Consider the following 13,354-nt stretch of genomic DNA (forward strand, 5'->3'; position numbering starts at 1 on the left):
GTAGGCATGCTGGCTAAACGTATTATTCCCTGCCTGGACGTAAAGGATGGCAGGGTAGTTAAGGGCGTCAATTTTGTGAACTTACGCGATGCAGGCGATCCGGTAGAGCTGGCGGCGCTTTATGACCGGGAAGGGGCGGACGAAATCGTATTTCTGGATATTTCCGCTTCGGTTGAAGGTCGCGCCACCATGGAAGAGGTGGTTCGTCAGACAGCGGGGGAAATTGCCATTCCCTTCACCGTGGGCGGCGGGATATCCCATGTCGATGATATGAAGCGCATCCTGCGTGCAGGGGCGGATAAAATCGGCATTAATACGGCGGCTGTTCGTAACCCTCAGCTGATTGCGGAGGGTGCGCGCAGCTTTGGCTCACAATGTATCGTGGTTGCGATTGATGCCAGGTACAACGAGGCTTGGGGCGAGTGGGAAGTATATACGCACGGAGGCCGCACGCCATCGGGCATTCGGGCCTTGGCCTGGGCCAAGGAGGCTGAACGGCTGGGGGCAGGCGAAATTCTGCTGACCAGCATGAATGCAGACGGAACCAAGGATGGTTTTGACCTGCCGCTGACCTCTGCGGTGTCTGATGCCGTGGGTATTCCGGTCATTGCTTCCGGTGGAGCGGGCAAGCAGGAGCATTTTTATGACGTGTTTACGGCGGGTAAAGCGGACGCTGGCTTAGCGGCAACCATTTTTCACTATAAAGAAATAGGAATTCCCGAGCTAAAACGGGATTTGAAGCGCAGAGGAGTGGAGATACGATGAGCAACGAATTGAACCAGCAGCTATCTCTGGAACAGGTATTGGATAATATCCGCTGGAATGAAGCGGGACTTGTCTCAGCGATTGTGCAGGATGATGCCACGCTTCAAGTATTGACGCTGGCCTATATGAATCGAGAATCACTGAAGCTTTCTCTGGAATCGGGAGAGACGTGGTTTTGGTCCCGTTCCAGACAGGAGCTGTGGCACAAGGGGGCAACCTCGGGGAATACGCAAAAAATCACCTCTATCCAGTTGGATTGTGACGGTGACGCTCTGCTCATCCGTGTCATTCCGAATGGTCCTGCCTGCCATACCGGATCAACGAGCTGCTTTTTCCGTGATATTTCCGCGCCAGGAACGGCTGTAGCTCCTGCTTCGGGAAATGCCGGGGGCCTAGCGTCGGTGGCGACTCAAACGGGCACGACTCATGCTGCAACAGACCGCTTTGAGGTGCTTGCCCAACTGGAAGCAATCATTAAGGAGCGGGAAGTGACACGTCCTGAAGGGGCCTATACGACCTACCTTTTTGACAAAGGCGTGGATAAGATTCTAAAAAAGGTTGGCGAAGAAGCATCCGAGACGATCATTGCCGCCAAGAATAAGGATAATGAGGAGCTTCGTCTGGAGGTCAGCGATCTGATTTATCACTTGCTGGTACTGTTACAGGAGCGCAAACTACCGCTGGATGAGGTGCTGGCTGAGCTGAACCGCCGTCATGAGCGTCCCCGTCGTGATTAAAATGGGTGATGTAGCGCTGAAAGAGGGGAGAGCCGCATGAAAATTGACTATCATACGCATCATGCCCGCTGTGGTCATGCGATAGGAAATCTGGAAGAGTATGTGCAGCAGGGTATTCGGTTGGGGTTGGATCAGCTCGGCTTGTCCGATCACATGCCGCTATTGCATGTTAACCCGGCCGACTATTATCCGGAGATGGCGATGCCTATGGAAGAGCTGCCACGTTATGTGGAAGAATGTCTGGAATTAAAGGAACGCTATAAGGGACAGATTGACATTCGTGTCGGCTTGGAAGGCGACTACATCGAGGGCTGGGAACAGGAAATCGAAGACATCATCACCGCATATCCGTGGGATTATGTGATTGGCTCCGTACATTTTCTCGGGGAGTGGGATGTAACGGATTTCCGTCAGGTACACCATTGGGAAGGCAAAAATGTGCTGGAGGTGTACCGGACTTATTACGATGTGGTTTCCAAAGCGGCAGCGACCGGGTTGTATGACATCATGGGCCATCTGGATGTCATTAAGCGTTTTGGCCACTATCCGAAGCCGGAGGAAGCGGAGGAGCTGCGTGAGCTGGAGCGCTCTGTACTCTCGGCCGTTGCCCGCAGCGGGCGGGCGATGGAGCTGAATGCATCGGGGCTATCCAAGCCCTGTGCAGAGATGTTCCCGAGCCGCCGCATGCTGGAGGAGGCATTGGCGCTAGGCATCCCGCTGACGGTAGGGTCGGATGCTCATGATCCGGCGAAGCTGTCCGAGCATTTGGAGAAGGCACGCGCGCTTCTGCATGAGGTCGGATATCGGGAGCTTGCTGTATTCCGGCAGCGTGAGCGCTCGTCCGTGCCGTTGACGCTTTGAGGTCTATGTTCTGCCTAATATATAGCCCGATAATCAGCCGAACGTTGCCTTTTTACACATGAAGGCGCGTGCGGCTATTTGGCTTATCCACTCATTTTCCAACGGATGGGTCAGGACAGGGTTCCGTTTTTTGGGATGAGGTATACCCTACTGTCAAGTCGTTTTAAAGTTGTGGTATACTGAAGGGTATGAACATGCCAGTTACAGTTAAAGGAGGTGCCTTTGTTATTTATGAAAGGGAAACATCTGCGAGCTTCGGGACCTAGCCCTAAGATTATTGTTTTGCGTTTCGACGCATCTTTCTTTTTTGAGAAAGCTGTGCGCTCGCTTGATCGCAATCATTATGACAAGGCATTGAAATATTTTCGCAAAGCCGTTGAATATGAACCGGATAATCCGGTGAATCATTGCAATATGGCGGGTATATTATCAGAGATGGGGGATTATGCAGGTTCGAATGAGATCCTGTCCTCTGTTCTGAGCGACGTAGACCCGTCGATGACAGAGTGTTACTTCTATATGGCGAATAATTACGCCAATATGGAGCAGTTTGAAGAAGCGGAGAAAGCCTTGGTCACGTATTTGGAGGAGGACGAAGAAGGACAGTTTCTCGATGAAGCCGAGGAAATGATGGAGCTGCTCTATTATGAGCTGGACCGTCCAACCAAGCTGAACCGCATTAAGGCCCGGCAGGGAGTGGTCGAGCATGATCAGGCCCGTGTTCTGCTGGAGGAAGGGAAGTTTGCTCAGGCGGCCCAATTGCTTAAGCAAATTTCAGAGGAACAGCCGGACATGTTCGCTGCGCGGAACAATCTGGCGCTGGCGTATTACTACATGGGACTGTTTCAAAATGCGAAGACAACCATTCTTCGGGTACTGGAGGATGAACCAGGTAATTTGCATGCGCTGTGCAACCTGGCGATCTTTTATCAGCATGAGGGCGGCGGCCCGGAATTGGATCGTCTGATTCAAACGTTGACGGTCACCATACCATTTCAGGAGGAGCAGGTATTCAAGCTGGCTACTACGATGGGGATTCTCGGACGTCATGAGGAGGCCTACAGACATTTTCGCAGGTTGCTTCAAGGTGACGGAGAGAATAATGATGATGCCTCCCTGTACCATTATACGGCGGTGGCTGCCAGCAATACGGGAAGATATGCGGAAGCCCGGCGGTTGTGGGGTCATTTGCAAAAGCAGGATGCTTCCTCGGAAGTTCCACGGTTTTTCCTGTCCCGGCTGGAGGAGCTCCAGCAGGAGGGTACACCGCTGCAAGTACTCAGTTACCATTACCATCTCCCCTTTGAGGAGCAATTCCGCATGTGGGAGAAGTTCGGAGCTGACCAGGTGCCTGACAGTATGAAGCGAGATCCGCTAATCCGGTCTTCCTTCTTCTGGGCGTTGCGCCACGGCGATCGAGCGACCCAGCTTCAAGTCATTCAGGCGCTAAGCCTGATCGGTGACGATGAGGTGCGACAGGCATTGGAGTCCTTCGTAGAAGACCCGGATCAGGAAGGCGAGTTGAAACGGCGCGCCTTGCAGGTGCTGCAAGAGCTGACGGAGCCGTCAGTTAAGGACATACAAGAGACAAATCAGGAAACGGAACGACTTTTGCGACCAGAGTCAGAGAAGGTTCACCACGTATCCGAAGATGAGGTGTCTGCCCATTCAACTGTCCATCCGGAATGGCAGGCAGTGCTGGATAAGGTACTTGCCGTTATGAGCAAGTCTGATCCGGTCATGCAGCGCGATTTGAGGTCACTTTGGCTGGAATATCTGGATCGCCTTGCCCCGGAAGTCCCAATTGTTCAGCATACTGAGGGATGGGCAGCGGCGCTGGAATACTTGACAGCCAAAATGCACCATCATTCGGTGACCTATCAGGAAGTAGCTGACCGTTATGGTATTTCCGTATCGACCGTAAGTCGCTATGCACGCCAGATTGACAGCGTGTGCGGTATCAAGCAGAAGATGAAACAGCCGCTCTCCACGTTTAAAAAGCGGGTCTGAGACCTGCTCCAAACACCACTTAAAGGAGGCAACAAACGTATGTATAAATCCATAATTATTGGTACAGGTCCTGCAGGCTACACAGCCGCTATTTATTTGGCGCGCGCGAACATGAATCCACTGATCATTGAGGGAATGCAGCCCGGCGGGCAGCTTACCACAACGACCGAAATTGAAAATTTCCCGGGTTTTGAGCAAGGCATCCTCGGACCTGAGTTGATGGATAACATGCGCAAGCAGGCCGAGCGCTTTGGCGCTGAATTTACTTCCGGCTGGGTAGAGGAAGTGGATTTCAGCAAGCGCCCTTTTAAAGTGAAGGTAGAGGGAAAAGGCATCATTGAGGCGGAGTCAGTGATTATTGCTACAGGCGCGTCCGCCAGATATCTCGGTATTCCGGGTGAGCAGGACAATGTTGGACGCGGAGTCAGCACTTGTGCGACCTGCGACGGCTTCTTTTTCCGTGGGAAAAAGATCGTTGTAGTAGGCGGAGGCGATTCAGCCATGGAGGAAGCGAGCTTCCTGACCCGGTTTGCTTCCAGTGTAACCTTGGTTCACCGTCGCGATGAGCTGCGGGCATCTAAAATTATGCAGGATCGCGCACGGGAAAATGAAAAAGTACATTGGGCGTTAAATCGGACTCCTGTGGAGGTCGTAACGGGAGAAACGGGATTAAAGGGCTTGAAGGTACACAATAATGAGACGAACCAGGATGAACTGATCGAGGCAGACGGTGTGTTCGTGGCCATCGGACATACGCCTAATACGGGCTTCCTGAACGGTCAAATCAGTACAGACGATCATGGTTATATTCAAGTGAAGCCAGGAACGACAGAAACGAACATTCCCGGGGTATTTGCCTGCGGGGATGTGCAGGATAACCGTTACCGTCAAGCCATTACGGCTGCGGGAACGGGCTGTATGGCGGCTATGGACTGCGAGAAATATCTCGAAGGTAGCGCTGTTCATGACTGGAGCGAAACACTGGATCAATAAAGAAAGCTACAGAATACAATATGGCTAAGGTGAGGGCGATTGATAGGCCCAGTTAAGACGTGCCTTGGATTCAGGAAGAGGAAGCCTGCTGCATCTGCACAGGCTTTCTCCTTTTTATGGATGATGAGACTTGAAGTTCCGCTAATTCTGCGCTTTCCAACAGGGAAGTGTCCTTGACCGTAACCGGGGCTTCAATTATAGTTGGAACGTAGGTAACTATTATGAAGTCAAGATTTTGATCATATATTTCATACACATTTTTTAAGTAAACATAAAGGTGGCTTGGAACATGTCTGAAAGTATCTATGTGGGTGTCGATTTGGGCGGTACAGCAATCAAGGTGGGCATTTGTAATGAAGACGGACAGCTTTTGCACACATATGAAGGACCAACGGAAACAGCTAAGGGCGTAGACGTTGTGATCAGCAATATCGAAAAATATGTGCGGCACATTGTTGAGCAATCTCCCTATGAATGGGATCAACTGAAGGGTGTCGGAGCGGGCGTTGCTGGTTTTACGAATGTTCGCGAAGGTATTATAGTCCTCGCTCCCAATATTGGCTTTCGTGACGTACCGATCCGTGCGCTGTTGGAGGAACGGATTGGCAAGCCTGTAAAAATAGACAATGATGCTAACGTCGCTGCACTTGGCGAGGCTTGGGCCGGGGCGGGCAAAGGCATAGAAAACTGCGTATGTTATACCCTGGGTACGGGTGTAGGCGGTGGTATTATTATTAATGGTAAAATATATCAAGGTTTCTCAGGCATGGCTGGAGAAATTGGCCATATGAGCGTCGTACCGGATCTGGAGGCCATTCAGTGCGGATGCGGCAAAATGGGTTGTCTGGAAACCGTATCTTCTGCAACGGGCATTATCCGTATGGCAAATGACGCTGTGGAACGTGGAGATCGGACTTCCCTGGCGTTGGAAGCTCAAATCGCCGCCAAGGAAGTATTTGATGCGGCCAAGGCCGGGGATGAGGTCGCGCTGCGTATTGTGAAGCGGGCCGCCTTTTATTTGGGAAAATCTATGGCAGCGGTTTCCACCGTGTTAAACCCGGAGCTGTTTATTGTAGGCGGTGGTGTTTCCAAAGCGGGTGATTTCCTGTTCGAAGAGATGCGTCTGGTATTTGCCAAACTGGCACCTGAGCCGCTCCAGCAAGGGGTATCTATTGTTCCGGCATCGCTTGGAAATGACGCGGGTATCGTAGGAGCAGCCGGTTTGCTGCTGCGCTCCTGATCCATAGGTTACTGACATAGAGCGAAGAAGCAAAAGGAGAGGGAAGTCCATATGACAGACAACTTAAAAAACGCTGCGCCGTGGGCAACACTCATTATTATTACGGGAATGTCAGGCGCAGGGAAGACCATTGCAGTGCAAAGCCTGGAAGACTTGGGCTTCTTCTGCGTTGATAATTTACCGCCTGTGCTGATTCCCAAATTTGCTGAATTAATTGAACAGTCCAACGGTAAGATAGGCAAAGTGGCACTGGTGATTGACTTGCGCGGGCGAGAATTTTTTACAGCCTTGTCGGAATCATTGAACTATATTAAGGATCATTTTACGATTCATTGTGAAATTTTGTTCCTGAATGCCAATGACGGTGTTCTCGTACAACGATACAAGGAAAGCCGTCGTCGCCACCCGCTTGCTCCGGATGGTATGCCTCTGGACGGAATACGACTGGAGCGCAAAATGTTGGAGGAGCTGAAAAGCTCGGCAACACAGGTCATTGATACAAGTGTAATGAAGCCTGCAACTTTAAAGGCGCGGATTATTTCCCGATTTTCTCATCTGGAGAGCAGCATGCTTTCCGTAAACATTACCTCTTTCGGCTTCAAATATGGTATTCCCATTGATGCCGATCTTATATTCGACGTGCGTTTCCTGCCCAATCCTCACTATGTGGACCAATTGCGGCCACACACCGGACAGGACAGCGATGTGTATGATTATGTTATGAAATGGCCTGAGACTCAGGTATTTCTGACCAAACTGTTGGATATGTTACATTTTTTGATTCCGCAATACCGCAAGGAAGGCAAGAGCCAGGTCATTATCGGTATCGGATGTACCGGCGGTAAGCATCGTTCTGTCGCGATATCCGAATATTTAGGAAAAATGCTGGGTGCCAGTGAAACAGAATCGGTTTCTGTTTCACATCGGGATGCTGATCGCGACCGGCATTAAAGAGGTGAAAACATGAAAGAGACCGGATCACAACGGGAGCGCCCTCGTATTGTTGTTATGGGCGGCGGAACCGGCTTGTCCGTCATGCTGCGGGGGTTGAAACAAAAGCCGCTGGATATTACGGCTATTGTTACAGTCGCTGACGATGGTGGAAGCTCCGGGATATTGCGCAGTGAGCTACAAATGCCCCCTCCGGGGGATATTCGTAATGTGCTGACTGCACTGGCTGATGTAGAGCCGGTGATGTCCGATATGCTGAAATACCGTTTCGGCGCAGGATCAGGATTGGCAGGCCATAGTTTGGGCAACCTGATTTTGGCGGCGATGACCGATATATCAGGAGATTTTGTGACGGCGGTGCGTGAGCTTAGCCGTGTATTTGCTGTACGGGGGCGTGTGCTGCCGGCGGCTGAAGAAGGCGTAGTGCTGAGTGCCGAAATGGAGGATGGCACGGTGGTTACCGGTGAATCCAAAATCCCGGAAGCGGGCGGCAGAATCAAACGTGTTTTTCTTGAACCGACTCACGTGGAGCCGTTGCCTGAGGCTGTAGAGGCCATTAATGAGGCCGATGCGATCTTGATTGGTCCTGGCAGCCTGTACACCAGCATTTTGCCTAATTTGCTTGTACCGAAGCTTGCAGAGGCTGTGGTGAAATCAGACGCTATCAAGATATTCGTCTGCAATGTTATGACTCAGCCGGGAGAAACGGATGGATATACAGTGGGGGACCACTTGCAGGCTATTTATGAGCATGTAGGGCATCATCTGTTTGATTATGTGATCGTCAATAATGGAGAAATTCCGCCTCAGGTACAGGAAATGTATGCCGAGCAGGGTGCCAAGCCCGTTCAAGTAGACATGGGAGAGCTGACTGAGCGGGGGTATAAAGTGGTGGCAGATACGCTTGTTCTGTTCCGCACCTATTTACGGCATGATGCCGACAAACTGAGCCAGCACATTTACCAATTGGTACAAAACTGGATATTAAGAAGGAGGTGAGTCCCTTGTCCTTTGCGGCACAAACAAAAAAAGAGCTTACAATGATTGAAAGCCAGCCCTGCTGTGAAAAAGCGGAACTATCTGCGCTCATACGTATGCTCGGGTCCGTACAACTGTCCAACAAAAGGGTGATATTGGACGTGTCCACAGAAAATGCCGCGATTGCAAGGCGGATTTACTCCTTGATCAAAAAGCATTTTCAAGTTCATATTGAGCTGCTTGTGCGGAAAAAAATGCGCCTGAAAAAAAATAACGTGTACATTGTCCGCATTCCAAGCGGTGTACAAGAGCTGTTGAAGGATCTTTACATCGTATCAGAAGGGTTCTTGTTCACGGACGGGATTAATCGGGATATCATTCGGAAAAACTGTTGTAAGCGGGCTTATTTGCGTGGCGCTTTTATGGCAGGTGGCTCTGTAAACAATCCGGAGGGATCATCTTACCATCTGGAGATTTCCTCGATGTATGAGGAGCATTGCCAGGCGCTGGTCGATCTGGCGAATGAGTTTCATCTGAATGCCCGCTGCATTGAACGAAAAAAAGGCTTTATTCTCTACATCAAGGAAGGCGAAAAGATCATTGAGCTACTCAGCATCATTGGCGCGCATCAGGCTTTGTTCAAATTCGAGGATGTCCGCATCATGCGCGATATGCGAAATTCCGTGAACCGGATTGTTAATTGCGAAACGGCTAATCTGAACAAGACGATTGGAGCTGCTGTCCGGCAAATTGAGAATATCAAGTTGCTGGAGAGGGAAGTCGGGCTGGATACGCTGCCAGATAAGCTGCGCGAGGTGGCGGAAATTCGTCTCGCTCATCCTGATTTGAATTTGAAAGAAGTCGGGGAAATGCTCAAAGGGGTCGTGAGTAAATCGGGTGTAAATCATCGTCTTCGCAAAATTGACGAGATGGCTGACAAAATCAGGGGAGAAAACGGCCTGATTCCATAAAAGGAGTGTCTGTGGGGCTTCTGCCCCGGTTTTTTTAGTTTTTTTTCTAGTGTCTGTCCCGGGTTAATGTTATAATGTGATAAATAAAATGGAGTAAGTAGTGTCCAGATTTATTTGATGAGGGGGTAAGCTGACATGTCAAAACATCCGGTAGTCGTACGCTTGAAAACAGGACTGCACGCCAGACCTGCTGCGTTGTTCGTACAGGAAGCGAATAAATATTCATCTGAGATTTTTGTGGAAAAAGAAGACAAAAAGGTTAATGCCAAGAGTATTATGGGTATTATGAGCCTTGCCATCAGTACAGGTACTGAAATTAACATTAGTGCTGAAGGTGCGGACGCCGAGCAGGCTGTAAACGCTTTAGTAAGTCTGGTTAGTAAGGTAGAGCTGGAAAATCAATAAACAAACATCTGCTTTGTGATATGGTAAATGCTCTTAGTGAAAAGCCCCTTTGGGGGCTTTTTTTTGTATCCGGAAAAACAGAGTGGTCAATCCCCCGCTGGGCTGCTCCAATGGGGGTTTCTTTGAATACCGCCGCTGTGTTTGGCCCAAGCTACAAGTAATTTACATCCTGTGGTGGTACTCTGTTCGGAAATATGGTGCCTAACTGCAACCTTTTCCCTTTGTTTCCGTCTGGAAGGTACACACATCATCAAGAAAAGAGGGCGAATATGATGAAACATTGGACAAAAGCTGCAAATACAGCAGTTCTAGGAGGAGCATTATTGGCAGGAGTAGTAGCGGGAGGATTATGGACAGGAGCAGATCGCGCCTATGCCGCGTCAGCATCTACGACGGTAAGCGGTGTAATTAATGTGAGTGGCAGCGGGGAAGTATTGGTTAAACCCGATATTGCCTATCTATCCATCGGCGTACAATCTGAAGGAAATACAGCAGCAGCTGCCCAAAAAGCCAACGCCGCTAAAATAAGTAAGGTCACACAACTGCTGAAAGAAAAGTGGAGCATCAGTGCGGACGACATTCAGACGAGCCAGTTCTACGTGCAGCCTAACTATACCTACGACGAAAAAGCTGGACAGAAGCTTAAAGGCTATATTGCCAACCATACGCTTTCCGTAAAGTACCGTAATTTGGATAAAATCGGTCAGTTACTGGATGAGGCTACACAGTCTGGAGCGAACAACGTGGATAATGTGCGTTTTTCGGTAGAAAACTCTTCAGCTTATGAAGAAGAAGCGATTGCCAAGGCGTTGGGAAATGCTCAATCCAAAGCCAGTGCTGTAGCGAAGGCAACCAAACGAGGGCTTGGAACTCTCCTGAACGTAACGGTAGATGGGGGAGATGCCCAAATCTTCACACAACGTGAGGCTGCTATGAGTAAAGCGCTCTTGGATACAAGCGGCGGAACAGAAATACAATCCGGTCAAGTGACTGTGAAGGTCCAAGTATCGGCACAATACGAATTGAACTAACGTACAGATGATAATGAAGCCACAAGCGTCCTGCTTTATTTGCAGGATGACTTGCTGGCTTTTTTATATGTCGAAACTATTTTGTAATGAGTCTGTAATAGCTGGGTCCCCTAGATGTACAGATTGAAATCGGGGAGTGTACAGATTGTAAACTACGAACATAGGGGGATAGATATAATAAGTAAAGTAATCAATACACATAGAATACACACATCTATAACAGGAGGAATATTTCATATGAACAAGCATACAAAAAAATGGGGCTCCGCACTGCTGGCAGCGGGAATTTTAGTAGGAGTCGCAGTTGTTCCTGCTTCCTATATCGAGGCAGCTTCATCCAAACAACAGGCTACAGCACAGCAACCAGGTGTTTCTATCCAATGGAATGGTAAAACGTTGGCCACCAAAGGGATTCAGGTGAACGGAAGCACATTGATTCCCGTAGCAGCATTGCGGGACAGCCTGGGGATTCCGGTGAGTTATGATGCCAAAGAGGCTACCTACACTGTAGGGGGTGGATACAACAAGCTTTCTATTAGATTTTTTTCTTCTCCCCCGGATACCTATGTCAGCGTTAATGGAATCAGTACGCGTAACATGGATGCCAGGCAGATCGGCGGGAAGCTGTACATTCCTATGAGCCTGCTGAAAGATTATCTGGGAATAGATGCTCAGTGGAATGCAGCTCAGAAAACAGTAACATTGAGTAAAAGCCAGCTAAATCCGATCACGATTACGTCCCAATCTCTTCCGGTTTCGAGTGATGCAAAGGTTTCCTACAAGGTTAAGTACCCGCAAATCAGCGGTGGTCAGCTAAACCCTGAAGCTCAGCAGGCCATTAATAGTGTGCTCAAAAAGCAAGCGGAGGGAGTACTGGCAGCAGGCAAAAAGCAAGTAGCAGAGGGAGGCGCTACAGCGCAAAGACCGTATGAGTTTGGCAATGATTTTGCAATTGCCTATAACAAGGACGGTATTTTAAGTGTAATTATGCAGGATTACTCGTATACAGGTGGTGCGCATGGCATGGCCGCCCGTAAAGGGTACACGTTCTCGCTGTCCGATGGCAAACTGCTTCAATTGTCTGACGTGCTGAAAGCTAACCCGAATTACAAAAAGTTCCTCAATAGTGACCTGAAGAAAAAAATTGATGCACTTCAGGCTGGCGCAGGAGGTTTCGGCGGATTTAAGGAGCTCGCAGCTAATCCGAATTTTTATGTAACCAATAGTGGGTTGACGCTTGTTTTTGATCTATACGAATATACACCATATGCGTATGGTATTCCTGAGTTCACCTACACGTTTAGCCAACTGTTACCTCAAGGTGGTAAGCCTTTCGCGGGACAGAATGAATAGTACAAATGAATCATTTGGATTATTTATACCCAAAAGAACAGTAAACCAAAAAAAACTGCCTACCGGATACAATCATCCGGGGCAGCTTTTTTGGTTTACCAGCTATTCAGAGGCAATAATTCGCTCTCTTATACACCTTCTGGAGAGGAGGTAGTTAGCACTTTATCAATAATACCGTATTCCTTGGCATCATCTGCGGACATGAAATAGTCACGGTCTGTGTCTTTTTCAATGCGCTCCAGTGGTTGGCCTGTGCGATCTGCGAGAATGCGGTTCAATTTGTCGCGCATTTTCAGAATGCGGCGGGCGCGGATTTCAATATCCGTTGCTTGACCTTGTGCGCCACCCAGCGGTTGGTGAATCATAATCTCGCTGTTTGGCAAAGCAAAACGTTTGCCCTTGGCACCTGCGTTCAGCAAGAACGCACCCATGGAAGCCGCCATACCTACACAGATCGTAGACACGTCAGGTTTAATATATTGCATCGTATCGAAAATGGCCATACCGGCTGTGATCGAACCGCCAGGGCTGTTAACATACAAGTGAATGTCTTTTTCAGGATCTTCGGCAGCCAAAAACAGCATTTGCGCAATAATAGAGTTGGCTACAACGTCATTGACGTCCGAGCCCAACAAAATAATGCGATCCTTCAACAGTCTGGAATAAATGTCATAGGCGCGTTCGCCGCGGTTACTTTGTTCTACTACCATAGGAACATAGCTCACGTCAAAAAACCTCCCTTTAATATCGTTAATGGATTTGGTGGACATGCCGATTACACGTCCCTATTTATAAACTGTTACCGTATTAACCACATGATAAACAATTTCAAACAAAAAGTCAAAGAAAGTCAAACTAATAGTCAAAAAAAAGAGCCCTCTGCGCTCTTATTGGTTAAAACAGTATATAGAAGCATTTAGACATTCATATAAAATGGCGCGCCCGCGAGGAATCGAACCTCGATCTCAGGCTCCGGAGGCCTACGTCATATCCGTTGGACCACGGGCGCACAGCTAATTGGAAACAAAGATGATTATATGATATACGGCATTGAAATGC

Annotated in this window: 13 protein-coding genes and 1 tRNA gene; 12 read left to right on the plus strand and 2 right to left on the minus strand. The window is 49.1% G+C overall.

The genetic code is table 11. The annotated features are described in order from the left end of the window. The first annotated feature begins 6 nt into the window (after window positions 1–6). The 12 genes from hisF to ACWXW9_RS20165 all read left to right on the plus strand — a co-directional run bounded on the left by hisF (window position 7) and on the right by ACWXW9_RS20165 (window position 12,295). The gene (gene hisF, locus ACWXW9_RS20110) at window positions 7–765 is read left to right on the plus strand and encodes an imidazole glycerol phosphate synthase subunit HisF (RefSeq protein WP_494930857.1); all 759 of its coding nucleotides are present in this window, start codon (window positions 7–9) and stop codon (window positions 763–765) included. After that, window positions 762–1,502 (plus strand): bifunctional phosphoribosyl-AMP cyclohydrolase/phosphoribosyl-ATP diphosphatase HisIE, encoded by a 741-nt coding sequence (gene hisIE, locus ACWXW9_RS20115; protein WP_494930858.1) that lies wholly within the window; start codon window positions 762–764, stop codon window positions 1,500–1,502. The genes hisF and hisIE overlap by 4 nt, the downstream gene beginning before the upstream one ends. Window positions 1,503–1,538: 36 nt before the next feature. Next, window positions 1,539–2,363, plus strand: a complete 825-nt coding sequence (gene hisJ / locus ACWXW9_RS20120) for a histidinol-phosphatase HisJ (RefSeq protein WP_494930859.1) — start codon at window positions 1,539–1,541, stop codon at window positions 2,361–2,363. Between the two features lie 231 nt (window positions 2,364–2,594). Beyond that, window positions 2,595–4,373: a tetratricopeptide repeat protein gene (locus ACWXW9_RS20125; RefSeq protein ID WP_494930860.1), complete on the plus strand. Its 1,779-nt coding sequence runs from the start codon at window positions 2,595–2,597 to the stop codon at window positions 4,371–4,373. Window positions 4,374–4,412: 39 nt separating this feature from the next. Next, entirely contained in the window at window positions 4,413–5,366 is a 954-nt protein-coding gene (gene trxB / locus ACWXW9_RS20130; RefSeq protein WP_354453592.1) for a thioredoxin-disulfide reductase, read from the plus strand. 289 nt (window positions 5,367–5,655) lie between these two features. Next, window positions 5,656–6,606, plus strand: a complete 951-nt coding sequence (locus ACWXW9_RS20135; RefSeq protein ID WP_494930861.1) for an ROK family glucokinase — start codon at window positions 5,656–5,658, stop codon at window positions 6,604–6,606. 51 nt (window positions 6,607–6,657) lie between these two features. Further along, complete coding sequence (rapZ, locus tag ACWXW9_RS20140; protein WP_134911641.1) at window positions 6,658–7,557, plus strand: RNase adapter RapZ; 900 nt, start codon at window positions 6,658–6,660, stop codon at window positions 7,555–7,557. Window positions 7,558–7,569: 12 nt separating this feature from the next. Then, window positions 7,570–8,556 carry a gluconeogenesis factor YvcK family protein gene (locus ACWXW9_RS20145; RefSeq protein ID WP_134911640.1) on the plus strand — a complete coding sequence of 329 codons (987 nt, stop codon included), beginning with the start codon at window positions 7,570–7,572 and terminating at the stop codon, window positions 8,554–8,556. A 5-nt stretch (window positions 8,557–8,561) separates the two neighbouring features. Further along, a complete protein-coding gene (whiA, locus tag ACWXW9_RS20150; RefSeq protein WP_014279171.1) occupies window positions 8,562–9,506 on the plus strand; it encodes a DNA-binding protein WhiA in 945 nt (314 codons plus the stop codon). Window positions 9,507–9,641: 135 nt separating this feature from the next. Beyond that, window positions 9,642–9,911 (plus strand): HPr family phosphocarrier protein, encoded by a 270-nt coding sequence (locus ACWXW9_RS20155; RefSeq protein ID WP_013368811.1) that lies wholly within the window; start codon window positions 9,642–9,644, stop codon window positions 9,909–9,911. Between the two features lie 272 nt (window positions 9,912–10,183). Beyond that, on the plus strand, window positions 10,184–10,942 hold the full coding sequence (locus ACWXW9_RS20160; protein ID WP_494930936.1) for an SIMPL domain-containing protein: 759 nt from the start codon (window positions 10,184–10,186) through the stop codon (window positions 10,940–10,942). A 237-nt stretch (window positions 10,943–11,179) separates the two neighbouring features. After that, entirely contained in the window at window positions 11,180–12,295 is a 1,116-nt protein-coding gene (locus tag ACWXW9_RS20165; protein WP_494930862.1) for a PdaC/SigV domain-containing protein, read from the plus strand. A gap of 128 nt (window positions 12,296–12,423) precedes the next feature. Here ACWXW9_RS20165 and clpP read toward each other — a convergent pair whose 3' ends face one another. Next, a complete protein-coding gene (clpP, locus tag ACWXW9_RS20170) occupies window positions 12,424–13,020 on the minus strand; it encodes an ATP-dependent Clp endopeptidase proteolytic subunit ClpP (protein WP_494930863.1) in 597 nt (198 codons plus the stop codon). A 209-nt stretch (window positions 13,021–13,229) separates the two neighbouring features. Next, a tRNA-Arg gene (locus ACWXW9_RS20175) sits at window positions 13,230–13,304 on the minus strand. Window positions 13,305–13,354: the final 50 nt, after the last annotated feature.

The organism is Paenibacillus sp. LT-B23, from assembly GCF_059417685.1.

Excerpts from the sequence above, each read along its gene's own strand:
- hisF (WP_494930857.1), top strand. The coding sequence starts at position 7 with ATGCTGGCTAAACGTATTATTCCCTGCCTGGACGTAAAGGATGGCAGG.
- hisIE (WP_494930858.1), top strand. The coding sequence starts at position 762 with ATGAGCAACGAATTGAACCAGCAGCTATCTCTGGAACAGGTATTGGAT.
- hisJ (WP_494930859.1), top strand. The coding sequence starts at position 1,539 with ATGAAAATTGACTATCATACGCATCATGCCCGCTGTGGTCATGCGATA.
- ACWXW9_RS20125 (WP_494930860.1), top strand. The coding sequence starts at position 2,595 with ATGAAAGGGAAACATCTGCGAGCTTCGGGACCTAGCCCTAAGATTATT.
- trxB (WP_354453592.1), top strand. The coding sequence starts at position 4,413 with ATGTATAAATCCATAATTATTGGTACAGGTCCTGCAGGCTACACAGCC.
- ACWXW9_RS20135 (WP_494930861.1), top strand. The coding sequence starts at position 5,656 with ATGTCTGAAAGTATCTATGTGGGTGTCGATTTGGGCGGTACAGCAATC.
- rapZ (WP_134911641.1), top strand. The coding sequence starts at position 6,658 with ATGACAGACAACTTAAAAAACGCTGCGCCGTGGGCAACACTCATTATT.
- ACWXW9_RS20145 (WP_134911640.1), top strand. The coding sequence starts at position 7,570 with ATGAAAGAGACCGGATCACAACGGGAGCGCCCTCGTATTGTTGTTATG.
- ACWXW9_RS20155 (WP_013368811.1), top strand. The coding sequence starts at position 9,642 with ATGTCAAAACATCCGGTAGTCGTACGCTTGAAAACAGGACTGCACGCC.
- ACWXW9_RS20160 (WP_494930936.1), top strand. The coding sequence starts at position 10,184 with ATGAAACATTGGACAAAAGCTGCAAATACAGCAGTTCTAGGAGGAGCA.
- ACWXW9_RS20165 (WP_494930862.1), top strand. The coding sequence starts at position 11,180 with ATGAACAAGCATACAAAAAAATGGGGCTCCGCACTGCTGGCAGCGGGA.